The organism is Paraburkholderia sacchari (genome assembly GCF_000785435.2).
Classification (GTDB): Bacteria; Pseudomonadota; Gammaproteobacteria; order Burkholderiales; family Burkholderiaceae; genus Paraburkholderia; species Paraburkholderia sacchari.
Window position 1 is genome coordinate 783,441 of the sequence record NZ_JTDB02000002.1, and the last position, 25,268, is coordinate 808,708.

General features: G+C 65.6%; 26 protein-coding genes and 1 pseudogene. 10 read left to right on the plus strand and 17 right to left on the minus strand.

The window, feature by feature from the left end; translation table 11 throughout:
- Window positions 1–246: 246 nt before the first annotated feature.
- From dnaJ to NH14_RS10280, 4 genes are all read left to right on the plus strand, one after another.
- Window positions 247–1,383, plus strand: a complete 1,137-nt coding sequence (dnaJ, locus tag NH14_RS10265) for a molecular chaperone DnaJ (protein ID WP_035526794.1) — start codon at window positions 247–249, stop codon at window positions 1,381–1,383.
- Between the two features lie 45 nt (window positions 1,384–1,428).
- Window positions 1,429–3,330, plus strand: coding sequence for an aminodeoxychorismate synthase component I (pabB, locus tag NH14_RS10270; RefSeq protein WP_035526792.1), 1,902 nt, complete (start codon window positions 1,429–1,431; stop codon window positions 3,328–3,330).
- Between the two features lie 285 nt (window positions 3,331–3,615).
- Entirely contained in the window at window positions 3,616–3,858 is a 243-nt protein-coding gene (locus NH14_RS10275) for a type II toxin-antitoxin system CcdA family antitoxin (protein WP_035526785.1), read from the plus strand.
- Window positions 3,858–4,157: a CcdB family protein gene (locus NH14_RS10280; RefSeq protein WP_035526783.1), complete on the plus strand. Its 300-nt coding sequence runs from the start codon at window positions 3,858–3,860 to the stop codon at window positions 4,155–4,157. The genes NH14_RS10275 and NH14_RS10280 overlap by 1 nt, the downstream gene beginning before the upstream one ends.
- Window positions 4,158–4,433: 276 nt before the next feature.
- Here NH14_RS10280 and panB read toward each other — a convergent pair whose 3' ends face one another.
- From panB to hda, 6 genes and pseudogenes are all read right to left on the minus strand, one after another.
- Window positions 4,434–5,249: a 3-methyl-2-oxobutanoate hydroxymethyltransferase gene (gene panB, locus NH14_RS10285; RefSeq protein ID WP_035526781.1), complete on the minus strand. Its 816-nt coding sequence runs from the start codon at window positions 5,247–5,249 to the stop codon at window positions 4,434–4,436.
- A gap of 42 nt (window positions 5,250–5,291) precedes the next feature.
- Entirely contained in the window at window positions 5,292–5,975 is a 684-nt protein-coding gene (locus NH14_RS10290; RefSeq protein WP_035526779.1) for a deoxynucleoside kinase, read from the minus strand.
- On the minus strand, window positions 5,972–6,565 hold the full coding sequence (gene folK, locus NH14_RS10295) for a 2-amino-4-hydroxy-6-hydroxymethyldihydropteridine diphosphokinase (RefSeq protein ID WP_035526776.1): 594 nt from the start codon (window positions 6,563–6,565) through the stop codon (window positions 5,972–5,974). The genes NH14_RS10290 and folK overlap by 4 nt, the downstream gene beginning before the upstream one ends.
- A 66-nt stretch (window positions 6,566–6,631) precedes the next feature.
- The gene (pcnB, locus tag NH14_RS10300; protein ID WP_035526774.1) at window positions 6,632–8,248 is read right to left on the minus strand and encodes a polynucleotide adenylyltransferase PcnB; all 1,617 of its coding nucleotides are present in this window, start codon (window positions 8,246–8,248) and stop codon (window positions 6,632–6,634) included.
- On the minus strand, window positions 8,245–8,931 hold the full coding sequence (locus NH14_RS10305; RefSeq protein ID WP_035526772.1) for a histidinol-phosphatase: 687 nt from the start codon (window positions 8,929–8,931) through the stop codon (window positions 8,245–8,247). Before NH14_RS10305 ends, pcnB begins: the two co-directional genes overlap by 4 nt.
- A gap of 644 nt (window positions 8,932–9,575) precedes the next feature.
- Window positions 9,576–10,280, minus strand: a pseudogene (hda, locus tag NH14_RS10310) (DnaA regulatory inactivator Hda); the annotation flags it as partial.
- A gap of 187 nt (window positions 10,281–10,467) precedes the next feature.
- Between hda and purM the strand changes: the two are divergent.
- On the plus strand, window positions 10,468–11,529 hold the full coding sequence (purM, locus tag NH14_RS10315; protein WP_035526770.1) for a phosphoribosylformylglycinamidine cyclo-ligase: 1,062 nt from the start codon (window positions 10,468–10,470) through the stop codon (window positions 11,527–11,529).
- 103 nt (window positions 11,530–11,632) lie between these two features.
- Here the strand turns inward: purM and kynA are convergent, their stop codons facing one another.
- From kynA to kynB, 3 genes are all read right to left on the minus strand, one after another.
- Window positions 11,633–12,610, minus strand: a complete 978-nt coding sequence (kynA, locus tag NH14_RS10320; RefSeq protein ID WP_084225438.1) for a tryptophan 2,3-dioxygenase — start codon at window positions 12,608–12,610, stop codon at window positions 11,633–11,635.
- 10 nt (window positions 12,611–12,620) lie between these two features.
- Window positions 12,621–13,871, minus strand: a complete 1,251-nt coding sequence (gene kynU / locus NH14_RS10325; protein WP_035526768.1) for a kynureninase — start codon at window positions 13,869–13,871, stop codon at window positions 12,621–12,623.
- Window positions 13,872–13,938: 67 nt separating this feature from the next.
- Entirely contained in the window at window positions 13,939–14,577 is a 639-nt protein-coding gene (gene kynB, locus NH14_RS10330) for an arylformamidase (RefSeq protein WP_035526766.1), read from the minus strand.
- A gap of 131 nt (window positions 14,578–14,708) precedes the next feature.
- On the opposite strand from kynB, the gene NH14_RS10335 reads away from it, so the two are divergent.
- Window positions 14,709–15,212, plus strand: a complete 504-nt coding sequence (locus NH14_RS10335; RefSeq protein ID WP_035526763.1) for an Lrp/AsnC family transcriptional regulator — start codon at window positions 14,709–14,711, stop codon at window positions 15,210–15,212.
- Between the two features lie 50 nt (window positions 15,213–15,262).
- Here NH14_RS10335 and NH14_RS10340 read toward each other — a convergent pair whose 3' ends face one another.
- Entirely contained in the window at window positions 15,263–15,787 is a 525-nt protein-coding gene (locus tag NH14_RS10340) for a flavin reductase family protein (RefSeq protein WP_035526759.1), read from the minus strand.
- Window positions 15,788–16,081: 294 nt separating this feature from the next.
- Between NH14_RS10340 and NH14_RS10345 the strand changes: the two genes are divergently transcribed.
- The 3 genes from NH14_RS10345 to msrA all read left to right on the plus strand — a co-directional run bounded on the left by NH14_RS10345 (window position 16,082) and on the right by msrA (window position 17,271).
- Window positions 16,082–16,369, plus strand: a complete 288-nt coding sequence (locus tag NH14_RS10345) for a CopG family ribbon-helix-helix protein (protein ID WP_035526756.1) — start codon at window positions 16,082–16,084, stop codon at window positions 16,367–16,369.
- A complete protein-coding gene (locus NH14_RS10350; protein WP_035526753.1) occupies window positions 16,369–16,653 on the plus strand; it encodes a type II toxin-antitoxin system RelE/ParE family toxin in 285 nt (94 codons plus the stop codon). The genes NH14_RS10345 and NH14_RS10350 overlap by 1 nt, the downstream gene beginning before the upstream one ends.
- 69 nt (window positions 16,654–16,722) lie before the next feature.
- Entirely contained in the window at window positions 16,723–17,271 is a 549-nt protein-coding gene (gene msrA / locus NH14_RS10355; RefSeq protein ID WP_035526750.1) for a peptide-methionine (S)-S-oxide reductase MsrA, read from the plus strand.
- 9 nt (window positions 17,272–17,280) lie between these two features.
- Here msrA and NH14_RS10360 read toward each other — a convergent pair whose 3' ends face one another.
- The 3 genes from NH14_RS10360 to pdxH form a co-directional block, all read right to left on the minus strand.
- Window positions 17,281–18,669, minus strand: coding sequence for a DUF72 domain-containing protein (locus NH14_RS10360; RefSeq protein WP_084225436.1), 1,389 nt, complete (start codon window positions 18,667–18,669; stop codon window positions 17,281–17,283).
- 128 nt (window positions 18,670–18,797) lie between these two features.
- Entirely contained in the window at window positions 18,798–20,012 is a 1,215-nt protein-coding gene (locus NH14_RS10365; protein WP_035526747.1) for a class I SAM-dependent methyltransferase, read from the minus strand.
- Window positions 20,013–20,229: 217 nt separating this feature from the next.
- Window positions 20,230–20,865 (minus strand): pyridoxamine 5'-phosphate oxidase, encoded by a 636-nt coding sequence (gene pdxH / locus NH14_RS10370; RefSeq protein ID WP_035526745.1) that lies wholly within the window; start codon window positions 20,863–20,865, stop codon window positions 20,230–20,232.
- Window positions 20,866–21,046: 181 nt separating this feature from the next.
- Between pdxH and NH14_RS10375 the strand changes: the two genes are divergently transcribed.
- Complete coding sequence (locus NH14_RS10375) at window positions 21,047–21,928, plus strand: tRNA threonylcarbamoyladenosine dehydratase (RefSeq protein WP_035526743.1); 882 nt, start codon at window positions 21,047–21,049, stop codon at window positions 21,926–21,928.
- A gap of 136 nt (window positions 21,929–22,064) precedes the next feature.
- On the opposite strand, the gene NH14_RS10380 is transcribed toward NH14_RS10375, so the two are convergent.
- The 4 genes from NH14_RS10380 to NH14_RS10395 form a co-directional block, all read right to left on the minus strand.
- Complete coding sequence (locus tag NH14_RS10380; protein WP_035526741.1) at window positions 22,065–22,367, minus strand: type II toxin-antitoxin system RelE/ParE family toxin; 303 nt, start codon at window positions 22,365–22,367, stop codon at window positions 22,065–22,067.
- Complete coding sequence (locus NH14_RS10385; protein ID WP_035526739.1) at window positions 22,364–22,606, minus strand: type II toxin-antitoxin system ParD family antitoxin; 243 nt, start codon at window positions 22,604–22,606, stop codon at window positions 22,364–22,366. Before NH14_RS10385 ends, NH14_RS10380 begins: the two co-directional genes overlap by 4 nt.
- A gap of 695 nt (window positions 22,607–23,301) precedes the next feature.
- Complete coding sequence (trxA, locus tag NH14_RS10390) at window positions 23,302–24,150, minus strand: thioredoxin (RefSeq protein ID WP_035526737.1); 849 nt, start codon at window positions 24,148–24,150, stop codon at window positions 23,302–23,304.
- 66 nt (window positions 24,151–24,216) lie between these two features.
- A complete protein-coding gene (locus tag NH14_RS10395; protein WP_035526733.1) occupies window positions 24,217–25,101 on the minus strand; it encodes a pirin family protein in 885 nt (294 codons plus the stop codon).
- Window positions 25,102–25,268: the final 167 nt, after the last annotated feature.

Here is a 25,268-nt window from a genome sequence, read left to right on the forward strand (position 1 = left end):
AAGGACTGAGCAGACCCAAGCACGGCCGCATCGGTTACGATGCGCTTCGGCATTGCAGCGCCTGGCGGGCCTTTTTGGCTCTCCGGGCACATTTGTTTTATGGAGGCCGTTCTCTTGCAGGGGCCGCCGGGGCGTGAAAGCGCCCGTGCGCGGAAGGTGCGAAGGAGCGGCAAACGGGTCACGAGATCCAGCATTCAAGAGGAGCCGGCGCGTGCGCGAAAGGTGCGCGGCCGGCGTTGAACCGATATGGCGAAACGGGATTACTACGAGGTTCTGGGCGTCGCGAAGAACGCGAGCGACGACGAAATCAAGAAGGCTTATCGCAAGCTTGCGATGAAGTATCACCCCGACCGCAATCCGGACAGCAAGGATGCGGAAGAGCATTTCAAGGAGGTGAAAGAAGCCTACGAGATGCTGTCGGACTCGCAAAAGCGCGGGGCTTACGACCAGTACGGCCACGCGGGTGTCGATCCCAACATGGGTGGAGCGGGTGCGCAGGGCTTCGGCGGTTTCGCGGACGCTTTCGGTGACATCTTCGGCGATATTTTTGGCCAGGCAGCCGGCGGCGGTGGCCGTGGCGCGCGTGGCGGCCCGCAGGTGTACCGCGGCGCGGACCTGCGCTACAGCATGGAAATCACGCTGGAGCAGGCGGCACACGGCTACGAGACGCAAATTCGCGTGCCGGGATGGAGCAGCTGCGACGTCTGCCACGGCTCGGGCGCGAAACCCGGCACCAAGCCCGAGACCTGCCCGACCTGCCACGGCTCCGGTTCGGTGCGCATGTCGCAGGGCTTCTTCAGCATCCAGCAGACCTGCCCGAAGTGCCATGGCACTGGCTCCTATATTCCCGAGCCCTGCACGAACTGCCACGGCGCGGGCAAGGTGAAGGAAACCAAGACGCTCGAAGTGAAGATTCCGGCGGGCATCGACGACGGCATGCGCATCCGCTCGGCAGGCAACGGCGAGCCGGGCATCAACGGCGGGCCGTCGGGCGATCTCTATGTCGAGATCCACATCAAGCAGCACGCGGTGTTCGAGCGCGACGGCGACGACCTCCATTGCCAGATGCCGATTCCGTTCACCACGGCGGCGCTCGGCGGTGAGATCGAAGTGCCGACGCTGGCGGGCCGCGCGAGCTTCACGGTGCCCGAGGGCACGCAGTCGGGCAAGACTTTCCGTCTGCGCGGCAAGGGCATCAAGGGCCTGCGTTCGAGCATCGCCGGCGATCTGTACGTGCATGTGCAGGTCGAAACGCCGGTCAAACTCACCGAACAGCAGCGCGACTTGCTCCAGCAGTTCGAGAAGTCGCTCGTGGAAGGCGGCTCGCGCCATAGTCCGCAGAGCAAGAGCTGGTTCGACCGCGTGAAGAGCTTCTTTGATTAATGCACGTCGGGATGTCGTGCGGTAGCAGGCAGGCGGTAACGTTCAATGGCAGTGAATCAAAGCGGCGCGGCCGGTGACGCGATCTTCGCGCTGCTCGACGATGGCGACTCCACGGCGGCGAGCCGTTCGAGCCGCCTGTACACGGGGTTCGTGCGCGAGATCGCATGCGAGCGCGCGGCGGATCTCGACGCGGCGTGCCGCGAAGTCAATGCAGCATTGAGCGCAGGAGCGGGCGAGGCCCTTCATGCGCTTGTGCTCGGCGACTACGAATTCGGGCGCGCGCTCGAATTCGCGAAGCACGATGTCTCATCCAGCGAAACGCAGCACGGCCACGCCGCGCTGCGTTTTTTATTGTTCGCGCGCTGCGAGCGTTTCTCGCGCGAGGAGGCCGACGCGTGGCTCGCCGCGCGTGAGGGCAACGCGGCCCCCGCGCCGGCAGGCATTGCCGGCGTGACGATGGGCGTCGGGCGCGAGCGCTTCGAGCACGACATCGGCGCGGTGCAGGACGCATTGCGTATCGGCGACTCGTATCAGATCAACTACACGTACCGGTTGGGTTTCGAGGCGTTCGGCGCGCCGGTGGCGTTGTACCGGCGTTTGCGCGAGCGTCAGCGCGTGCGTTATGGCGCGCTCATCGCGTTGCCTGGCGATCGCTGGGTGCTCTCGTGCTCGCCGGAGCTGTTCGTCGAGAAGCACGGCGAAACGTTGCGCGCGAGGCCGATGAAAGGCACCACCGCGCGTCGTGCCGATGTGGCCGAGGATGCCGCTGCCGCGCAATTCCTCGCAAACGACCCCAAGAATCGCGCCGAAAACGTGATGATCGTCGACTTGCTGCGCAACGACGTGTCGCGCGTCGCGCAGACAGGTTCGGTGCGCGTGCCCGCGCTCTTCAGCGTGGAGCCGTATGCCTCGGTCTGGCAGATGACCTCCACGGTGGAGGCGAAACTGCGCCCCGGCACGACCTTCGCCGACGCAATGCGAGCACTGTTCCCCTGCGGCTCGATCACGGGCGCGCCCAAGCACCGCACGATGGAGTTGATCGAGGCGCTCGAGCATGGCCCGCGCGGGCTCTACACGGGCACCATCGGCTGGCTGGACGCGCCAGGCGTTGGCGAGGTCTGCGGCGATTTCTGCCTCTCGGTCGTGATCCGCACGCTCACGCTCGACGCGCCCAGCAATGGCGATGGCGCAATGCGGCGCGGCGAGATGGGTGTGGGCGCGGGCATCGTGCTGGACAGCGTGGCCGCCGACGAATACGAGGAGTGCCGATTGAAAGCGCGTTTTCTCACCGAGGCCGACCCCGGCATCGAACTCTTCGAAACGATGTACGCGACGCGTGCCCAGGGCGTGCGTCACGTCGAGCGCCATCTCGCACGGCTTGCGTCGGGCGCGGCGTGGTTGGGCTTTCCGTGCGATGTGGAAGCACTGCGCGGGCGTCTCGCCGACGCATGCGCCGCGCTTGCGGAAGGGAACGCGCCGCATCGCCTGCGGCTCGCGCTCGGCAAGAGCGGCGTGGCAACGCTGACCAGCGCGCCGCTTGCGCCGCTCGCACACGACACCGTTGGCGTGCTGCTCGCGCCGGATCACGGCTTCGCGCCCGTCGCGTCAGGCGATGCGTTGCTGCTGCGCAAGTCGACGCGTCGCGCCGAATTCGACCGCGCATGGCGCGAGGCCGAAGCGCAGGGCGGCTTCGACATGCTGTTCTTCAACGAACGCGACGAGCTGACCGAAGGCGGGCGCTCGAACGTGTTCGTGAAGCGCGATGGGCAGTGGTGGACGCCGCCGCTGGCGTCGGGGCTGCTGCCTGGCGTAATGCGAGGCGTGCTGCTCGACGATGCGGCGTTCGGGGCGCGCGAGCGCGTGCTCACGCGCGAGGACGTGCTGAACGCCGAGGCGCTCATGCTCACCAATGCGTTGCGCGGGGCCGTGGCCGCGAGTTTGATCTGATAACGTATGCCCAAGCGCATCGGCGTGGCCGACGCGAACGGTCGGACACTGCCGTAGAGCGTCGCAGATGCTGCGACTGGAGACTGCGCGGCAAAGGCGCGTTGCCAGCTATGGCGACACAGGAGCGGCTCGCTCCCGAGCCACAGGTCGTGCGACCGGCCTATGCACACGCCACTGTCAGTGCATGTACATCGTCAAAGTGCATCCGGGATGTGCATTGACAATGTTGCCCGGCGCTCCAGTTCGTGGCACCATGATCGTGAAACTTTCACCGGGAGCCCGAACATGTCTGTCACCTACGCCCCCCTGCCCAAAAAATCCGCCAACGTGTCGATAGCCGAAAGTCTGCTGGCCGAAGCCAGGCAGCTTGGCCTGAACGTGTCCCAGGCGGCGGAGGCCGGGCTCGCGAAAGCCGTCTCCGATAAGCGTGCCGAGGTGTGGCTGAACGAGAACGCGGAAGCGATCGCGTGTTACAACGACTATATCGAGAGGAATGGGTTGCCGCTCGACGAGTTCAGGATGTTCTGATGGAGCGCTTCACGATCTATCCACATCCCACGAAGCGGTGGTACCTGCTGAACGTGCAGGCCGATACGATGGGCCACCTCGACTCCCGGGTCGTGATCCCGCTGTTGCCGCTGGCCGAGTTGCCCAAGCCTGCGACCCGGCTCAATCCGGTGGTCGATATTGACGGCGAGCAGTATGTGATGCTGACTCAGTCGATGGGCGCCGTGTCCGTCAAGCTGCTGAAGCAACCTGTCGGCAGTCTCGCTGACCGGTACGACGAAATCGTCGCCGCGATTGATCTGCTGTTACAAGGCTTCTGATCAGCTGAAACCACGCTCGCCGTGCTCTCGATTTTCGATGGGGCCGGCGGGTTTTCTTTTGCTGAGCGCATTTCAATGGCTTGGCGAGCCAAGTGCGCCAAATCTGTAGCACGCACCGCCCATTCCTCTATCGCGCCTTCGGTTGCCGTTCGCCAGTTGCACAAAAGTGGTAAGCGAGCACAAAAACAGCGCGTCCCGCAAGGAACGCGCTGTTTTGCATTGTGCGCCGATGCCATTTCAGCCGGCCATCGCCCGCTGCGGATCGGAAAACACCCATCAGAACGTGTGCTCTGGCCCCGGGAACGTACCTTCCTTCACGGCGCTCACATACGCGCGCACCGCAGATTCGATATCGGGCTGTCCCGCCATAAAGTCCTTCACGAAGCGCGGACGCTTGCCGGGGAAAATGCCGAGCATGTCGTGCAGCACGAGCACCTGGCCCGAGCAGTTGAGGCCTGCGCCAATGCCGATGGTCGGGATGCGCAACTGCTTCGTGACTTGCGCGCCGAGCGTCGCCGGCACCGCCTCGATCACCACGAGTTGCGCGCCCGCGGCTTCGAGCGCGAGCGCGTCGCGCACGAGCTGCACGGCGGCCGCGTCGGTCTTGCCTTGCACCTTGAAGCCGCCGAACGCATGCACCGATTGCGGCGTGAGGCCGATGTGCGCGCACACCGGCACTGCGCGCTCGACCAGCATTTTCACCGTGGGCGCGAGCCACTCGCCGCCCTCGATCTTCACCATCTGCGCGCCCGCGCGCATGAGCTTCACCGAATTCGCGAAGGCGTCCTCGGGCGTGCCGAACGTGCCGAACGGCAGATCGGCGATGATCAGCGCCTTCGGTTGCGCGCGCGCGACGCAGGCCGTGTGATAGGCGATGTCGTCGATGGTGACGGGCAGCGTCGTGGTGTGGCCCTGGAGCACATTGCCGAGCGAGTCGCCGATCAGCACCGTGTCAACGCCCGCGCGGTCGCACAGCGCCGAGAAGCTCGCGTCGTAGCACGTGAGCATCGAAATCTTCTCACCGGCGTCGCGCATTGCCTGGAGCTTGGGCACGGTAACCGCGCTGCGGCTCGTTTCCTGCAGGTAAGTCATGGGGAATCCGTTAGGGAAAGGGAATGCCGGACGGCGCGCCGCTCACAGCGTCGCGCCCTTGACGAACGATTCCTTGCGGCCGCGCATCGATTCGATACGCTCGACGATCAGCGCAAGGTCCGCGTCGGAGTCGAGCGGGTTCAGATTCTCGACGCCCACGGTCAGCACCGGCGCACGGTCGTAATGATAGAAAAATTCGTTGTAGCTGTCGCACAGCGCCCGCAGGAAAGTGTCGGAGATGTGCTGCTCCGCCGCCACCGCGCGCTTCTGGATGCGCGCATAGAGCGCTTCGGGGCTCGCCTGCAGATACACCACGAGGTCGGGCGGCGGCGACGCCACGCGCAGACGCGCGGCGAGCGCCTGAAAAAGCTGCAGCTCTTCTTCGGAGAGCGTCAGGCGCGCGAACAGGTCGTTGCGTTCGGCAAGGAAATTCGTCACGAGCGGGGTGCCGGCGGCAAGCTGCGCTGCCACTTGCCGTGAGAGATGCTCGCGCTGCAGCGCCACTGCGAGTTGCGCGGCCAGCGCGTGGCGCGATGTGTCGCGGTAGAAGCGCTCGAGAAACGGGTTGTCCGCGCGCGAGCCGAGCAGCGTCTGCATCGACCAGCGCTCGGCCAGTCGCGTTGCGAGCGGCGTCTTGCCCGAGCCGATCGGCCCTTCGATCGCGATGTACTGGAGCGCGGCCGGACGCGCGGCTACGGTGGTGGCGAAAGAAAGTGGCGTGCTCATCGGCAGGTGCCCTTCGATCGCGGCGTGTTATCCGTGGAGGCGGCGGAGTTGTCTGAATCGCCCACACCGCCCGCGGGTTTGCCCGCTTCCGGGTCGGCGAGACACTGGCACAGCGGTTTCATTTTTTCGATGCGCTGCTCGGCGACAGCGGGCAGGAAGCTGCTGACCACGCCCAGGCCCGGAATGGCGAGCTCAGGATCGATTTCGGCGAGCGGCGCAAGCACGAACGCGCGGCCCGTCATGCGCGGATGCGGCACGATCAGGTCGGGCTCGTCGATGATCGCTTCGCCGTACAGCAGAATGTCGATGTCGAGCGTGCGCGGCGCGTTGCGAAACGGACGCTCGCGGCCGAAGTGGTGCTCGATGCGATGGCACAGGCCGAGCAGCTCGCGCACCGAAAGCAGCGTCTCGAGCTTCACGACGCAGTTGAAATAGTCGTCGCCGCCCGCGTCGATGGGCGCGGTGCGGTACAAACTCGATTTGGCGAGCACGGTGATGGTGTGCTGCTGCGCGAGACACACCACCGTGTCTTTGAGCGTCTGGCGCGCATCCCCCAGATTCGCCCCGATTCCGAGCCAGGCAACCGTCATGGCTTCACTTCCTGTGTTGCGCGAGCGCATTCGACATGCCCGCGCCGGGTTGCGTGCTGCATGGCTTCAGTCCTCGTGCGGCTCGTCGTTGCCCCCGCCGTGGGCGGATGCCGCTGCGGCGCTTTCGGCGCCCGCTACGGCTTCGCCCGTCTTGCGGTTCCTCGCGCCGCCACGGCGGCGGCGCTTGCGCGGCGCGCGTTCCTTGCTGCCGCCCTGGGCGAGCAGCGTCTCGCGTGCGGCCGGGTCGCCGCTAATGAAGTCGGTCCACCACTGGCCCACTTCGGCGTCGAGCTCGCCCGATTCGCAGCGCAACAGGAGGAAATCATACCCCGCTCTGAATCTTGGGTGTTCCAGCAGCTTGATCGCGCTGCGGCCGCGTTTTTCGAGTCGCAGTTGCAGGCCCCAGATCTCGCGCATGTCCGACGAGTAGCGGCGATGGATCGCGAGCTTTTCGGTTTGCGCGTCGATCACGTCGTCCATCGCGCGATGCAGCGCCGGCACGGGGAATTCGCCCTCGGCCGTGTATTGCTGCAGGCGCTGCTGCACGTCGTGCCACAACAGCGTCGCGAACAGGAAGCCCGGCGAGACCGGCTTGCCCGCGCGCACGCGCGCATCGGTGTTCGAGAGCGCGAGCGTGATGAAGCGCTCGCCCTGCGGCTGCTCGAGAATCACGTCGAGCAGAGGCAAAAGGCCATGATGGAGGCCTTCCTTGCGCAGCCACTTGAGGCACTCGAGCGCGTGGCCCGAAAGCAGCAGCTTGAGCATCTCGTCGAACAGACGCGCAGCCGGCACGTTGTTGATGAGGTCCGCGAGTTCCAGGATCGGCGCGCGCGTGTGCTCTTCGATCTCGAAGCCGAGCTTCGCCGCGAAACGCACCACGCGCATCATGCGCACCGGGTCTTCGCGGTAGCGCGTGGCCGGGTCGCCAATCATGCGCAGCAGGCGCGCGCGCATGTCGGCCATGCCGTTGTGATAGTCGAGCACCGTCTGCGTGGACGGGTCGTAGTACATCGCGTTGATCGTGAAGTCGCGGCGCGTGGCGTCTTCGTGCTGCTCGCCCCAGACGTTGTCGCGCAGCACGCGGCCGCTTGCGTCCACGTGGTGGGTCTTGCGGTCGAGCTCGTCGCGGCGCATGCGCTTCGCGGGCGCCGCGTCGGCGGGCGGGGCCGCCGGGGCATCGACGAGCGCGCGGAAGGTCGAGACCTCGATGATCTCCTGGCCGAACTGCACGTGCACGATCTGGAAGCGCCGGCCAATGATGCGGGCGCGGCGGAACAGCTTCTGCACCTGGTCGGGCGTGGCGTCGGTGGCCACGTCGAAGTCCTTGGGCGCGACGCCGAGCAGCAGGTCGCGCACCGCGCCGCCCACGATGAACGCGCGAAAGCCCGCTTGCTGCAGGCCGTCGGTCACGCGCACGGCGTTGCGCGAGATCAGCGAGGGATCGATGCCGTGGATGTCGGCGGAGAGGACGACCGGCGTGGCCGGGTCGCCAGCGCCCTGGCCCGCGCGGGGCTTGGCGGCTTTCTTCGCGGTGACTGTCTTGCGGCGCGGGCGCGCGGTTGCCTCGCCTGTGGCATCGCCTTCATGCGGCGCGGCGGCCAATGCTGTGTCGCCGGCCGGGGCGCCTTGGGTCGCGGAGGCGTCGTCCTGGCCAAACAGTTTGCGGATGAATTTCTTGATCACGATGCCTGGAACAAATCGAGGATGCGCCAGCCTGCTTGTTGCGCATGCGCGCGCAGGGTGTCGTCGGGGTTGGTCGCGATCGGGTCGGTGACTTTTTCGAGCAGCGGAATGTCGTTGTGCGAGTCGCTATAGAAGTAGCTGCGCTCGAAGTCGGACCAGCGCTTGCCAAGCGAGGCCAGCCAGGTTTCGACGCGCACGATCTTGCCTTCGCGGTAGCTCGGAGTGCCGGTCGGGCGGCCGGTGAAGGCCGACGCCGGATGGCCGTCCACGGTTTCGACTTCGCAGGCGATCAGCTTGTCCACGCCGAACACCCCGGCGATGGGCGCCGTGATGAATTCGTTGGTGGCCGTGACCACGCAGCAGAGGTCGCCCGCTTCCTTGTGCTGTTTCACGAGTTCTAGCGCGGCCGGCACGATGGTCGGGCTGATCACCTCGTGCATGTACTGGTCGTGCCATTCCTTCAATTGCGCGCGCGAATACTTCGCGAGCGGCGTGAGCATGGCGAGCAGGTACGCGTGGATGTCGAGCTTGCCGGCCTTGTAGTCGGCGTAGAAGCGCTCGTTCTGCTCCGCGAAGCGTTCGGCGTCGACGATGCCGAGCTTCACCATGAAGCGGCCCCATTCGTAGTCGCTGTCGGTGGGGATCAGCGTGTGATCGAGATCAAAAAGTGCGAGATTAGCCATGGGCGCTCATTTTACTTGAAGCGGGTGAAGCCGTTGCCGGCGCCGGTTGCGGCGTCCGGCGATACGGAAGGGGGTTCGGACGCCGGCGCTGACGACGGTGGATTCGCCTCAGTGGACCCGGCGGGCGGAGCTTCGTGCGTGGCGCCGGGTGGCGCGGGATCGGCTGGCGCGGTGGGCGTGGCGGGATCGGTGTCGGGGGCGGCCGGCTCGGCGGATGGATCGAGGTCGCCGTCGAGCTCGCCGTTCATCTCGCCGCTGACATCGGCTTCCACTTCACCCTGGAGTTCGGCGCCCAGCTCGCGGTGGACGACGTCGCGGAATCTGGCCCCCAGTTCGCCTTCGACATTGTCTGTGGGCGGCTGGAACGGCGGCGCGCCAAGCGGCGCGCGCGGTTGCAGCGCGGGAGCACGCGGCGCTTCGTAGCCTGCGCTGGGCGGCTCGGCCGGCGCTGCGGCGTTCGGCGTGTCGCAGGACGGGAACAGCTCCAGTTCGACGCCGGGCCCATCCTGGCCGGCAGGCTCGGGCGCGTCGCGTTCTTCCGCTTGCGGCGTCGCGCTGGCCTCGTCCGGATGTTCCGCGGCCGTTGCTTCTTCGACGCGCGCATCGGCTGCATCACCGGTTTCGCCGGGCGTCGCCACGCCCGGCTCGGTCTCGCTATTCGCCAGCATCGTGCGCAGCAGCGGCAGCGTCACCGCGCGCTTTTGCTCGAGCGAGAAGCGGTCGAGCGCGTCGAGCAGGCGCATCAGGCTCGGCATGTCGCGCCGGAAGTGCGTGAGCAGATAGGCCGGCACGTCGTCGGCGAGATTGATGCCGCGCTCGCGCGCCGCCTGCTTGAGCACGGCAGCTTTGCCCGCGTCCGAGAGCGGCGCGAGGTGGAACACGAGACCCCAGCCGAGGCGCGTGCGCAGGTCCTCGCGCACGGCGAGCCCCATCGGCGGCGCGTTGCCGGTCGCGACGAGCGCCGTGTTCGGGTGCGAGCGCACCTCGTTGAACAGATTGAACAGGGCGATCTGCTGGGCGCCCGAGAGCGCGTCGCAGTCGTCGACCGCGTAAATCGGCACGCGCGCATCGAACGTGAAGGCAGCGAGGCCGCTCTTCGGGCCGATGTAGCGCACGTGCCCGGGCGGCGTCTCGAACGCGAGCGCATGCAGCAGATGCGAGCGGCCGTTGCCGGGCTCCCCCCAGATATAGAACGTGCGGTCGGCCTTCGGGTCGACGGTGGGGCCCGCCGCGAGCGCAGCGTCGAGCCCGCGCAGCCGCGCGACCAGCTCCGCATTGGCGCCGGTGTGAAAGTTGTCGAAGGTCGATGGCGGCGGGGTGCCGAGATCGAGCGTTAGCTGTCGCTGCACGGTGTGTCTGGCCGAAGGCGGTGTGTCAGTTATCGCTTGAAAATAGGCAGGTTCGGCGACAAAACGTGGTTTCCGGCTGACGAACCCGCGCCGCTACTACCAAAAACTCGCGCATCCTCACGCAAGCGGCGGCGGGGAGCCGTCAATCGGTTAAAATCGCATTTTACCGACCTTCTGCCTCTTCCCCATGAATCAACCGAAATCCGGCCCCGCTAATCAGGAGCAAGGGCTCTCCTACCGCGACGCGGGCGTGGACATCGACGCGGGCGACGCGCTCGTCGATCGCATCAAGCCCTTTGCGAAGAAGACCCTGCGCGAAGGCGTGATGGGCGGCATCGGCGGATTCGGCGCGCTCTTCGAAGTGCCGAAGAAGTACAAGGAGCCCGTGCTCGTCTCCGGCACCGACGGCGTGGGCACCAAGCTGCGTCTCGCGTTTCATCTGAACAAACACGACACGGTTGGCCAGGATCTGGTCGCCATGAGCGTGAACGACATCCTCGTGCAGGGTGCCGAGCCGCTGTTCTTCCTCGATTACTTCGCCTGCGGCAAGCTCGATGTGGACACGGCCGCCACGGTCGTGAAGGGCATCGCCCAGGGCTGCGAGCTCTCGGGCTGCGCGCTGATCGGCGGCGAAACGGCGGAAATGCCGGGCATGTACCCCGACGGCGAATACGACCTTGCGGGCTTCGCGGTTGGCGCGGTGGAAAAGAGCAAGATCATCGACGGCAGCACGATCGTCCCCGGCGACGTGGTGCTGGGTCTCGCTTCGAGCGGCATCCATTCGAACGGCTTCTCGCTCGTGCGCAAGATCATCGAGCGCGCGAATCCGGACATGAACGCCGACTTCGACGGCCGCTCGCTGGCGGACGCGCTGATGGCGCCCACGCGCATCTACGTGAAGCCGCTGCTCAAGCTGATGGAAACCATTGCGGTGAAGGGCATGGCGCACATCACCGGCGGCGGTCTGGTGGAGAACATTCCGCGCGTGCTGCGCGAGGGCCTCACGGCCGAGCTGAATCACGCGGCATGGCCGCTGCCGCCGCTGTTCTCGTGGCTGCAGAAGCACGGCGGCGTGGCCGATGCGGAAATGCACCGCGTGTTCAACTGCGGCATCGGCATGGCCGTCATCGTGGCGGCCGATCAGGCCGACGCGGCGGCTTCGCTGCTGGCTGCCGCGGGCGAGCAGGTGTGGAAGATTGGCGTGGTGCGCGAGAGCAAGGAAGGTGAGGCGCAGACGGTAGTGGTTTAACGCGCCCATTCCTGCCGCATAAAATATTCGCGCCGGTCCGGCGGGCTTTTCAGAGCCCTGCCGGCCGGCGCGAAGTCATTTCTGGTGTGGCGTGCGGGTGGCCTTACAACACCGTCCTCACATGCCAAAGCTCCGGAAACAGCACGACATCCAGCATCTTGCGCAGATAAGGCGCGCCGCTGGTTCCACCGGTACCCTGCTTGAACCCGATAATCCGCTCGACCGTGGTGACATGGCGGAATCGCCACTGCCGGAACGCGTCCTCGAGATCGACGAGTTCCTCGGCCATTTCATACAAATCCCAGTACTGCGAAGGGTTTCGATAGACCTCCAGCCATGCGGCCTCGACTGACGCATCGTGCAGCGTCGGCTGCGTCCAGTCGCGAGCGAGGCGTTCCGGCGCGATCGCAAATCCACGCCGCGCCAGCAGGCGGATCACCTCGTCATAAAACGAAGGCGCTTCTAGCGTGGCCTTGACCTGCGCGAGAACCTCGGGCCGATGCTCATGCGGCTTGAGCATCTGCGCATTCTTGTTGCCCAGCAGAAACTCGATCTGCCGATACTGATACGACTGGAACCCCGACGAAGCGCCCAGGTACGGCCGCATCGCCGTGTACTCGGACGGCGTGAGCGTCGACAGCACGCTCCACGCTTGCACCAGCTGTTCGAGAATGCGCGAGACGCGCGCGAGCTGCTTGAACGCAGGAGGCAGCTCGTCGCGATGCACGCACGCAAGCGCCGCGCGCAATTCGTAGAGCGCGAGCTTCATCCACAACTCGCTCGTCTGATGCTGGACGATGAACAGCATCTCGTTGTGATCGGGCGAGAGCGGATGCTGCGCGTTGAGCACCGAGTCGAGCGAGAGGTAATCGCCGTAGCTCATCGACTTCGAGAAGTCGAGCTGCGCGTCGTGCCAGCCTTCTCCTGTTTGCGCAGCCGCTGGCGCGGCGGGAGCCGCAGCGCCATGCCCGAACGGGCAGCCGCCGCGCGCCTGTTCGCTAGCATTTTGGGCGCTGGAAGAAGCGGGAGCCGGGGCGGCGTCGGTGTCGGGCACGCCGGGAATGTGCATGTGATCGGTCATCTCGCGCTCCTCAGGTCACTGCGCCGCGCGCGGCGAATTCGGGCTTGCGCCAGCTTTCGGTCGCGAGCACGTCGCGCAGCGTCTCGACGGCGTCCCACACATCGACATAACGCAGATACAGCGGCGTGAAGCCAAAGCGCAGCACGTGCGGCTCGCGATAGTCGCCGATCACGCCGCGCGCGATCAGCGCCTGCATCACTTCATAGCCGTGCGGATGCTCGAAGCTCACATGCGAGCCGCGCTGCTCATGCTCGCGCGGCGTCACAAGCGTGAGCGGGAATTCCTTGCAGCGCGTTTCCACGAGTTCGATGAAGAGGTCGGTGAGCGCGAGCGACTTGCGGCGGATCGCCTGCATGTCGGTCTGCAGAAAGACGTCGAGGCCGCATTCGACGAGCGCCATCGAGACGATCGGCTGCGTGCCGCACAGATAGCGGCCGACGCCGTTGTCCGGGCGATACACAGGGTTCATCTCGAACGGCGACTTGTGTCCCCACCAGCCTGAAAGCGGCTGCGAGAAGGTGTCCTGATGGCGCTTGGCCACCCACACGAAGCCGGGCGATCCCGGACCGCCGTTCAGGTACTTGTACGTGCAGCCGACCGCGTAATCGGCGTTCGCACCGTTCAGGTCCACGGGCACCGCGCCCGCCGAGTGCGCGAGGTCCCACAGCGCGAGCGCGCCTTGCGCATGAATGTGCTCGGTGAGCGCGCGCATGTCGTGCATTTCGCCGGTGCGGTAGTTCACGTGCGTGATCATCGCCACGGCCACGTCTTCGCGGATCGCGGCGGGCAGCTCGCTCGGGTCGTCGACGAGGCGCAGTTCATAGCCGCGGTCGAGCTGCTCGATGAGGCCTTGCGCGATGTACAGGTCGCTCGGGAAATTCGAGCGCTCGGAGACGATCACGCGGCGCTTGGGATCGCGCGCGTTCGCAACGCGCAGCGCGGCCGAGAGCGCCTTGAAGAGATTGATGGAAATGGTGTCGGTGACCACGACCTCATCTTCGGCCGCGCCGATCAGCGGGGCGAGCTTATTGCCGAGACGCCGCGGCATGGCGAACCAGCCCGCCGTGTTCCAGCTGCGGATGAGACCATCGCCCCATTCGCCGCCAATCACGGCTTGCGCGCGCGCGGCGCTCGCTCGCGGCGGCACGCCGAGCGAGTTGCCGTCGAGATAGATGGTTTCGGGCGCGAGCGCGAATTGCTCGCGCAGCGCGGCGAGCGGATCGGCGCGATCGAGCGCCAGGGCTTCGTTACGGTCGTTCATGTGGGTTCTTCGGGGCGGTGAGGTGTTGGGTCGGAGGTAGCAAAGGTTCAGCAGGGTTCAATGGCGCTCAGTTGTGCTCAGGCAGCGTGCGCAGCACGGCGCGCACGGGGCTTGCATCGAGCGTGGTGAATTTCAGCGGCAGCGCGATCAGTTCGTAGTCGCCGGGCGCGATGGCGTCGAGCACGACGCCTTCGAGAATCGCCATGCGATGCGCGCGGATGCGGTGGTGCGCGTCCATCGTCTTCGATTCCTGCGGGTCGAGCGAGGGCGTGTCGATGCCGATCAGGCGCACGCCGTGCCTGGCCAGCAAGTCGATCGTTTCGGGCGCGACGGCGCAAAACGCGCTGTCCCAGCGCTCTAGCGGGGCGTTGGCGTAGGTGCGCAGCAGCACGCGCGGCGGGATGTCCGCGAGCGCCGCCTGCAAGTGCTCGGGCCGCACGAGCGGCGCGGCGCCCACGCAGTGAATCACGCGGCACGCGCCGATATAGGCGTCGAGCGGCACCGCGCCGATGGGCGCACCCGCTTCGTCATAGTGCAGCGGGGCGTCGGTGTGCGCGCCGGTGTGGGGCGAAAGCGTCACGCGCGCCACGTTGACCGGCGAGCCGGCTTCCATGCGCCAGACGCGCTCGACGCCAACGGGCGTGTCGCCGGGCCAGACGGGCGTTTCGGGGCGGATGGGCGGGGAAATGTCCCAGAGGTCGTTCATCGCGTTGACGAGGTTGTCTCAATGTTTTTCGAATGATAGGCAACTCGTCGCGAAATGTGCTTGCGAAAAAAACGCCGTACGCTACAGTTCTTGGCACATAATTTGATTCAATAGCGGAAAGGGGACCAAATATGAACGCTATCTCGCTTGATGCAACCGATTGCCGGATTCTCGCCGTACTTCAGAACGAGGGGCGCATCAGCAATCTCGATCTGGCCGAGCGTATTTCGCTGTCGCCTTCCGCGTGCCTGCGGCGGCTGCGCCTGCTGGAGGAGCAGGGCGTGGTCGAGCGCTATCGCGCGAGTCTGAACCGGGAGATTCTCGGCTTCGAAATGGAGGCTTTCGTGCAGGTTTCGATGCGCAACGACCAGGAGAGCTGGCACGAGCGCTTCGTCTCCGCGCTGCGCGACTGGCCCGAGGTGGTGGGCGCTTACGTGGTGACGGGCGAGACGCACTATCTGCTGCGCGTGCTCGCGCACAACCTCAAGCACTACTCGGACTTCGTGCTCAACAAGCTCTACAAGGCGCCGGGCGTGATGGACATCCGCTCGAACATCGTGCTCACGACGCTCAAGGTCGAGGCGGGGCTGCCGGTCGACCTGATCGCCCAACGCGGCGAGCCGAAGGTTTCTTAGCGCCGCTTCGGTTGCGTTGGTGCGCCTGGTTTGGTGCGCCTAAAGCGCGTCTAGAGCGGCTGCAGCTGATGAAACGTGCCGCCGTGGAAGACGAGCGGCGCGGCGCTACCCTGGTCGTCCGTGCCGGGTTCGCGAACGCCGCAGCGCTCCACCTCGCCGACGAAGATCACGTGATCGCCTTCGTCGTAGCGGCTGCGGTTATGGCACTCGAACCACGCGATGGCGCCGTCGAGCACGGGCATGCCGGAGTCGCCGGCCGCGTGCGAGACGCCTTCGAAGCGGTCGCCCTTCACGGTGGCGAAGCGCTTGCACAGGTCGAGCTGCGACGCGGCGAGCACATTCACCACATAATGGCTGTTGCTGCGGAACACCGGCATGGATGCCGATCGCGTGGCGAGACTCCACAGCACGAGCGGCGGCGTGAGCGAGACGGAGTTGAACGAACTCGCGGTGATGCCGATCAGCTGGCCGTCGGGCGCGCGCGTCGTGATGACCGTCACACCGGTGGCGAACTGGCTGAGCGCGCGGCGGAACGCGCCGTCGTCGAAATTGGGCGGGTTGGCGCGGCGGGTCATGAGCGCAGGCCCCGGGCATGGGGGCGCGTGTCCGGCGCGGGCTGGACGGGGCGGGCGGCGTGAGCGGCACCGGCGGCGCAAGCGGAAGTCGAGGTGAACGTCATGTGTAATTTCGGCGAATTGCCCCAATTTTAACGAAAAGCGGCGTGCGACGGCTCATCGGCCTGACTGCATGGGGTGAAGCCGGAAATCAGAGAGCATTTGTTTCCGCCTTCCGGCGCGAGTTCTGACAATTTCAGCGTAACCGACGCTGTGCTACGATGCACTAATCATGTAACACATCAGGTTAGTGCCATGAGTGATGCAACCTTTACTTTCCGGGTCGATGAGACCCTGAAAAACGAATTCTCAGCGGCGGCAAAGGCTCACGACCGCACTGGCGCACAGCTCCTGCGTGACTTCATGCGCGACTACATTAAGCAACAGCAGGACGCGGCGGAATATGACGCATGGCTGCGTGCCAAGGTCGAGCGGTCACGGGCATCGGCCAACGCCGGTAATCTGGTGCCGGCCGCCGAAGTCGAAGCCAGGTTTGCAGCGCGTCGAACCGCAACACGTCGCCGGCTTGAAGCATCGAAGTAATGGCGCTGTTCTGGACGCCGGAGGCGATACGCGATCGCGATGACATCTACGACTACATTGAGGCCGACAACCCGGCCGCAGCGTTGGACCTCGATGAGTTGTTCGAGGAAAAGGCGATGTTGCTGGTCGATCATCCGAACCTTGGTCGACGTGGCCGGGTTGCCGACACGCGTGAATTAGTCGCGCACCGGAATTACCTCTTGATCTACGACGTAAGCGGCGACCAGATCCGCGTGCTGAGCGTCGTACATGCGGCCCGCCAGTGGCCACCAGTTCAGGAGTAGATCGAATATTCACGCGGGCCCCGGAGCAGTGGGTAATTGGGGCAGCACGGCATACAAGGAGGGGGCAGCATGACTCAGACGATTGAAACCGCCACGCTCGGCGGCGGGTGTTTCTGGTGTCTGGAAGCGGTTTTTCTGCGTGTGGATGGCGTGGTGGCGGTGGAATCGGGCTACGCGGGCGGCCATGCCGGGAATCCTTCCTATGAACAGGTGTGCGATGGCGACACGGGCCACGCCGAAGTCGTGAAGGTGGATTTCGATCCGGCGAAGATCGGCTATCGCGAGATTCTGGACATCTTCTTCGCGATTCACGATCCGACCCAGTTGAACCGTCAGGGCAACGACGTCGGCACCCAGTACCGCTCGGTGATCTTCACGCACTCTGAGGCGCAGCGCGAGACGGCGCTGCAGGCCATTCGCGAGCTGAAGGCCGAGGGCGTGTACGACGGCGAGATCGTCACGCAGGTGCTGCCGCTCGACGGCAACTATTTTCCCGCCGAAGCGTATCACCAGAACTACTTCGCGCAGCACCCGAATCAGGGTTATTGCGCGTTCGTGGTGGCGCCCAAGGTGGCCAAGTTCCGCCAGAAGTTCGCGCACCGGCTCAAGGCCGACTGACGGAGCGCGTCAGGCGCCGTCGCCGCGCATGCGCAGCATTTCGTCGACGATGGCGCGCGCGAGCTTCGCGCAAGTCAGCGGCGCCGAGCCCTCGGCCTTGTTGTTGGTCGTGATCAGCACCGGTTGGCCCGCGATCGCATAGCGCGCGGCCAGTTCGGCGAGGGCGTCGCGCGTGTGCGGGTCTTCGTCGACGAGCTTGTCGAAGGGCTCGTAGCGCGCCTTCGCCTGTTCATACTTGAAGCCGCTGTGCAGGCTCCAGCGCACGATCAGCGGCCCCGCGGGCGCTTCGCCATCCATTAGCGCTAGCGCCGCCGCCTGGCGCAGCGGGTCGGGCATGCGGGCGTGCAACCCGACGCAGTAACGCACGCCCGCCGCGCGCAGCGCGCGCACGAAGCGCGGCGTGAGCAGGATGCCGTCGCGGATTTCGACCGCGTAGCAGGGGCCGTCGCTGGGGAACGCAGCGCTTGACGCTGCTTCGCCTGCTTCGGCGTCTGCCGGCGGTGCCGAAGCAGGCGCGGGCAGCGCCGGCAGCGCGGCGAGAAACGCCGAGAGTCGCTCGACGAACACGGCCGGATCGGCAAGCAGTTGATCGGGCAGCGGCGGAAACTGGAACACGAGCGCACCGGCTTTTGCGCCGAGCCCCGCGAGGCAAGGCTCGACAAATTCGCGCGCGGCGAGATCGGCGTTCAGGAAGCAGGGATTGGCGGAGACCGGCTCGCCGCGATCGCCGCGCACGCTCGCATCGGTGATCAGCGCGGGCGCCTTGACGATGAAGCGGAAGTGGTCCGGCACCTGCTGCGCGTAGCGCAGGTAATCGGTGACGGTGAGCGGCGCGTAGAACGAACGGTCGATGCTCACCGAGCGCAGAAGCGGATGCGCGCCATAGGCCGCGAGCCCGTCGCGCGCGAGCTTCGAATTGCTGTAGTCGTCGCCGTAGACGATGCCGCGCCAGCCCGGAAACGACCACGATGATGTGCCGAGGCATACGCCCGGCGGCAGTTCCGCGGCGAGGTCGAGCAGGTCCGGTGTTGGTTCGGCGGGCAGCACGCCTTTCGCGCGGCGGCGCGGGGCGGGCGAGTCGGCGGCGGGCGTCGATTTCGTCGATTTCGGCGATTTGGCTGGCTTTGCCGTAATCGTCTGGTGTGCGCTGTCGTGTACTTCTGTCGCGGATGCGTCGGCATCGGCGACCTCTCTGCGCGCGGCGCGCCCCGCAGATGGCTCAGGGGGCACGAAGCCGAACAGGTCCGTCTGGGGCTCGGGTGGCGAATTCTCGCGCGCGCTACGCGCAGTGCGGCGGCCGGTGGCGCCCCTTCGCGGTAAAGCTTGCGCCGGGTTGCGCCCAGTGCCGGAGCTGTCGTTCTCTAATGCCCCGAAAAGGCCGTCGTCGCGTTCGTTCATGCGTGTGAGTCGTGATGGCGAAGCGCATGGTCGATGCGCGCGCCGTCCGTAAATTCCGGCCAAGCGTCCGGCAACGTTCGGCGCAAATGCAGCAGCGCGGCCTCGCCATGCACAACGGCAACGCAGCGTTAAAGCGGCTTCTCGTACATATACCGGCGCGACCACGGCAGCGTATTCGCATTGCGGCCAGCCTTGCGGCAGACGATCTGGTAGATCGACACGTCGTCGTGCTTGAACGCGTAGGCGCAACCCGCCAGATAGACGCGCCAGATGCGGAACTTCTCGTCGTCGACGAGCTTTTTCGCTTCCTCGGCGTGCGCCTCGAAGTTCTCCGCCCAGATTCCGAGCGTGTGCGCATAGTGACGGCGCAGGCTCTCCACGTCAACCGCCTCGAGCCCGCCGCGCTGCGCCGCTTCGAGCGCGAGGCCGATGTGCGGCAGCTCGCCGTCGGGGAACACGTAGCGGTCGATGAACTCGCCGGCGCCCAGCGCCGCCTCGCCGCTCTCGGCATCGGTCGAAGTAATGCCGTGGTTCATGGCGATGCCGTCGTCGGCGAGCAGCTCGCGCACCTTCGTGAAATAACCGGGCAGGTTCTTGCGCCCGACATGCTCGAACATCCCCACGCTCGTGATGCGATCGAACTGGCCCTGAATGTCGCGATAGTCCTGCAGGCGGATCTCGATGCGATCGGCGAGGCCCGCGGCCTTCACGCGCTCGGTGGCGAGGTCGAACTGGTTTTGCGAGAGCGTCACGCCCACGCAGCGCGCGCCGAACTTCTGCGCGGCGCGCAGCACGAGCGCGCCCCAGCCGCAGCCGATGTCGAGCAGCGTCTGGTCCGGCCGCAGCTGGATTTTGGTGAGGATGTGGTCGATCTTCTTGATCTGCGCGGCGGCGAGGTCTTCGTCGCCGTTCTCGAAATAGGCGCACGAATAGACCATGTTCTCGTCGAGCCACAGCTTGTAGAACTCGTTCGAGACGTCGTAGTGGTACTGGATGGCTTTCTGGTCGGAGTTCTTCGAGTGCGTGAAGTAGCGGCGCACCCGCGCGAGCTTGCCCGCGTTCGTGATGGTGTTGCGCGCGAGCGAGTAGCCGATGTCGATGATGTCGGCGAGCTTGCCTTCGATGTCGATCTTGCCCTTCACGTAGGCCTCGCCGAGATTGTCGAGGCTCGGTTCGAGCAGCAGCGGCAGCGCCGCCGCGCTATTGACCTTTAGCGTGACCTGCGGGGCGGCGAACTGGCCGAAGTCGTACTGCTGGCCGCTCCAGAGCACGAGCCGCGCGGGCAGGTTGGCCTTCTGACGCACTTCGTCGACCCATTGAGCGAGTTTTTTCTCCCAGAACATGCGTTTCTCTCCCTGTCAGATGAACGATTGAAGCCCAAAGACAAAAGCGAATTGCAATGCGTGCCGTGATGCAAACTGACTGGCGCTGCGCTGCGCTGCGCTGCGCTGCGCTGCGCTGCGCTGCGCTGCGCCGCGGCGAAGCGCGGCGCGCGTGATGCAGGGGTGTTGCAGGGTGTTGCGGATCAGACCAGCGAAACTTTCGGGATGTGCCTCTGGATCAGGGCGCGAGCCGCTCGATGCGCCACGTTGCGCCGTCCCTGGTATAGCGGATACGGTCGTGCAGCCGCGACGGACGCCCTTGCCAGAATTCGATGGCGGCCGGCACGAGCCGGTAGCCGCCCCAATGCGGCGGACGCGGCGGCTGCTCGCCGTACTGCGCGCTAACTTCGCGCTCGCGCGCTTCGAGTTCGGCGCGGCTGCCGATCACGGCGCTTTGCTCCGAGACCCACGCGCCAATGCGCGAGCCGAGCGGGCGCGAGTGGAAATACGCATCGCTTTCCGCATCGCTGGTTTTTTCGACCCGGCCTTCGATGCGCACCTGGCGCTCGAGCTCGATCCAGTGAAACAGCAGCGCCGCGTGCGGATTCGCGGCAAGCTCGCGGCCCTTGCGGCTCTCGTAGTTGGTGAAGAAAACGAAGCCGCGCTCGTCCACGGCCTTGATCAGCAGGATGCGCGCGGCGGGGCGGCCGTCCTGGTCGACGGTTGCGACGGTCATCGCGTTGGGTTCGGGCAGCCTGGCGTCGAGCGCCTGGTTGAACCAGGTCTGGAATTGGCGGATCGGGTCGGGGTCGACGTCGGAGGTGTCGAGCGAACCGAGTGAGTAATTCTTGCGGAGGTTGGCGAGCGAGGTCATTTTTTATGCAAACGCTTCAATGCGGACAAGTATATAGAACACGGCGCGAACATTGCGCGAAGGCGGTGGCAAAGCGGTGGCCAATGGGCAGGGCGCGCGCGTTTGGTCGCGATCGGGCAAAATACCGGCTGCCTGGGACCGTGGCAGTGCGCGATCGGTCCGCTTTCGACCCGCTATCGCCATGTCCAGTACTCCGCTTTCCGCCACAGCCGGTTCGACCGGCCTCGCTGATCTTACCGCGCCCGCTTCAACCGATGTTGCCGACCGGGCGCGCCGCTTTGGCGGTGTGGCGCGGCTTTACGGCGCACCCGCGCTGGCGGCCTTCGAGCGCGCGCACGTTGCCGTGATCGGCATTGGCGGCGTGGGATCGTGGGTCGCGGAGGCGCTCGCGCGCAGCGCGATCGGCACGCTCACGCTCATCGATCTCGACAACGTCGCGGAGAGCAATACCAACCGCCAGATTCACGCGCTCGACGGCAATTACGGCAAGCCGAAGGTCGAGGCGATGGCCGAGCGCATCAAGCTCATCGATCCGGCCTGCGACTTGCGGCTCGTCGAGGATTTTGTCGATCCGTCGAACTTCGATGCGCTGCTTGGCGGCGGCTTCGATTTCGTCGTGGACGCCATCGACAGCGTGCGCACCAAGACCGCGCTGATCGCCTGGTGCGTCGAGCACCGCGTGCCGCTCATCACCGTGGGCGGGGCGGGCGGCCAGCTCGATCCCACGCGCATTCGCATCGACGATCTCGCGCTCACGATTCAGGATCCGCTGCTCTCGAAGGTGCGCGGGCAACTGCGCAAGCACCACGGCTTTCCGCGCGGCCCGAAGGCGCGCTTCAAGGTGAGCGCCGTGTATTCCGACGAGCCGCTCATCTACCCCGAAGCGGCGGTGTGCGATATCGACAACGAGGCCGAGCACGTGAGCACTTCGCCGGGCCACCACGGGCCCGTGGGCCTGAATTGCGCGGGTTTTGGTTCGAGTGTGTGCGTGACGGCGAGCTTCGGTTTTGCGGCGGCGGCGTATGTGCTGCGCGCGCTTGCGCATGGGGCGGCGGCGGGCTGACGCCGTCCTGACCGCGTATATCCGATTGCGTCGAAGCCGCGCCCAGCCTCGCCACACATTCCGACCCTGCGCATCAGTGATTTTGGTAATCACATTCGACGCGCTGTTTGCCGGTAATACGGCCACGCTGAGGCGCTTAATTGTCGTCCCCGAGCCTGGCTGGAATATCCATCTGTTGATGCAGGATGCGGATCACGTCGATCAGCGCCGGCGATTGCTTGAAAAACACGACATGCATTCCAACCAGCGCTTTCCTGTAGCCTTCCCGCACCTCTTCGGCAGACAGACTTGGCTGAGTGCTGTCGGCCAAACCGACAATGGTGCTTTCGATGCTCAGAATGTAACGCTCAGCCTGCGACTCTCCCCATCTGGCGACGGTGTAATCCCAGATCTCGTCAAGGTCGCGCTCGGCCGCCGGAGAGAGAACATACGCTCTCATGCGGCCTTGTTCCGCTTACCCGCGACGTACTTGCGAAAATCAAACGGTCGCGACGGCCCAGAATGCTCGCCTTCGATCAGTGCGTTGCGCAGCGCCTCCAGCCTCGCTTCCTCAGTCTCAAGCAAGCGTAAGCCGGCTCGGACAACGTCGCTGGCCGTGCTGTAACGGCCGCTGCGTACGCGGTCATCGACGAATTCCGAAAAATGCTCACCGAGCGTGAACGATGTGCTTTTGCTCATGACTCGCACCTCCTCTGCCAAGAATACCAATTTCTGGTATTCGATGCCAGACGTTGCCCGAACATGATCGCGGCACCGATGCGGCAAGGCAGCCCGAACCCTGTTCGGATCTGACCGAACAGCGTCGAACGTGCGACAACTGGCGTACCTGTAAGGCATTTTCGCGTCGGACGAACACGGGCAGCTTTCATCAACGCCATCCCGACACCGGCGGATATCGATGTCCAGACGTGCTCCCGCCTGTGGACCTTTGGATTTGCTCCGCAGTGCTCCTGCGTCGGGCAGATGGATGCCTGAATGTGCTGAATGCGTTTTCCCGCCTAACTACACGACTGTGGAAGTACGCGCCTGGCGAGGATGCTTCGCATGTGACGGCGTCGCCGGGTGGGCGGCCCTTCTCGAACGAACGCAAAACGTACAAACATCTGCCGGATGAGGTCATTGCCCGTATCGAGGACGTGGTGCGCGAGGCGTTCGCTACGGCTTTAGCGCCCTCGGATATTGACGGAGACGCCCGCTCGGGGAGCCGGAGCTAATTGTCCGGCGACCCTGCAACGATCTTAATTCGAGGATGGGGCGCAGTTTCTGGTCCGGGCTGAAGAAATTTCGGGCGGAACGACCGAATCTCAGGTCTTGGTCCTCGAATTCCCCAATTAGATAGGGTGCCGTACCGACAAGCACGCCCCGCTCCCTCATCAGTTCAACGTAGCGCTCAACTTGCGCCGCCATTCGCTCACGAGCTGCGGTTGATGCGAAGCGAGATCGAACACCGAGAGCATGGTCTTGCGGCCGATGTCCTCGCGGAACGCGCGGTCGCGCTTGACGATCTCGAGCAGGTGTTCGAGCGCGCCCGCGTACTTGCGCCGCGCGATCAGCGCGCTCGCGAGGTCGAAGCGCGCTTCGAGGTCCTCGGGATGCTCGGCCACGCGGGTTTCGAGCGCGTCGGTGGGCGGCAGGTCGGCGGCGGCGTCAAGCGCGTCGAGGCGCGTCTTGAGGGCGTTGAAGCGCGGGTCGATGCCCTGCGTGGTCTTGGGCGAGAGCAGCTCGACTTCCTTGTGCGCTTCGTCGGCGCGGTTATCGGCGAGCAGCAGCTCGATCAGGTCCATGCGCGCGTCTTCCATGCCCGGGTCGAACGCGAGCGCGGCTTGCAGCGCCTCGTAAGCATCCTCGCGGCGGCCTTCGGCGAGCGCCTGCTGGGCGGCCTGGCGCGCGGCAAGCGCTGAATCCGGAATCAGCCGGTCGAGGAATTCGCGCAGCTGGCCTTCGGACAGCACGCCGATGAACTGGTCGACCGCCTGCTGGTCGGCGAACGCCACCACGTGCGGAATGCTGCGCACCTGGAAGTGCGCGGCGAGCTCCTGGTTCTCGTCGACGTTGACCTTCACGAGCTTCCATTTGCCCGCGTATTCGGCTTCGAGTTTTTCGAGCAGCGGTCCGAGCGTCTTGCACGGGCCGCACCACGGCGCCCAGAAGTCGACCAGCACCGGCGCGAGCGCCGACGCTTCGATCACGTCCTTTTCAAAAGTGGCCAGGGTGGTATCCATTAGGTCCTCGTTGGGAAAAATCCATTACGCACGATGAGCGTAAAGATGAGGGCGGATCGGCGCGCTTCAATCCCGCGGTTTCTTTTCGGGCAGCGGAATCCATTCGGTTTCGCCGGGGACGTGCCCCATTTCCTGGCGCGTCCACGCGTCCTTGGCGGCCTCGATCTTCTCGCGCGAACTGGCGACGAAATTCCATTCGATGAAGCGCTCGCCCGCGAGCTTCTCGCCTCCGAGCAGCATCACGCGTGCCCCGCTGGTGCTCGCGAGCGTGACGGTTTCGCCCGGTTCCAGCACGGCCATCGTGTACTGCTCGAGCGGCGTGCCGTCGATCGACAGGTCGCCTTCGACGAGATAGACGCCGCGCTCCTCGTGCTCGGCGTCGAGCGCGATGGCGCTGCCCGGCGCGAAGTCGGCGGCCACGTAGAGCGTGCCGGAGAACGTTGCGACGGGCGAGGTCGCGCCGAACGCCGTGCCCGCGATCACGCGCATCGAGACGCCGTTGCGCTCGAGGTTCGGCAGCGTGTCGGCGGCGTGATGGAAGAACGACGGCTCGGTGTCCTCGTGCTCGAGCGGCAGCGCCACCCAGGTCTGGATGCCGTGCATGGTGAGGCCGGTCTGGCGCGCTTCGTCGGGTGTGCGCTCCGAATGGACGATGCCGCGCCCGGCCGTCATCCAGTTGACGTCGCCGGGGACGATCTTCTGCGCCGAGCCGATGCTGTCGCGATGCATGAGCGCGCCGTCGAACAGATAGGTAACGGTGGCGAGGCCGATATGCGGATGCGGGCGCACGTCGACACCGGCGCCGGGCGCGAGCGTGGCTGGCCCCATGTGATCGAAGAAGATGAACGGGCCGACGAGGCGCGCGGCCATCGCGGGCAGCACGCGGCGTACATAGAGATTGCCGATGTCGCGCTGATGGGGCTTGAGAACCGCTTTGATCGATGAGGACATGAACGCTTCCTTGATGGGTCGGACGGCACGAATAAAGGCACGGCGGAGGGCAGCGCGAGGGGTGCAGCGCGCGAGCAGGCGCTCATTCTAACGCCGGGCTCGCCGGTGCGCCGCGAGGTCCGCGAGCACGCGCGCGCGCAGGCCGGTAAACTCGCGGTTTCGACTGA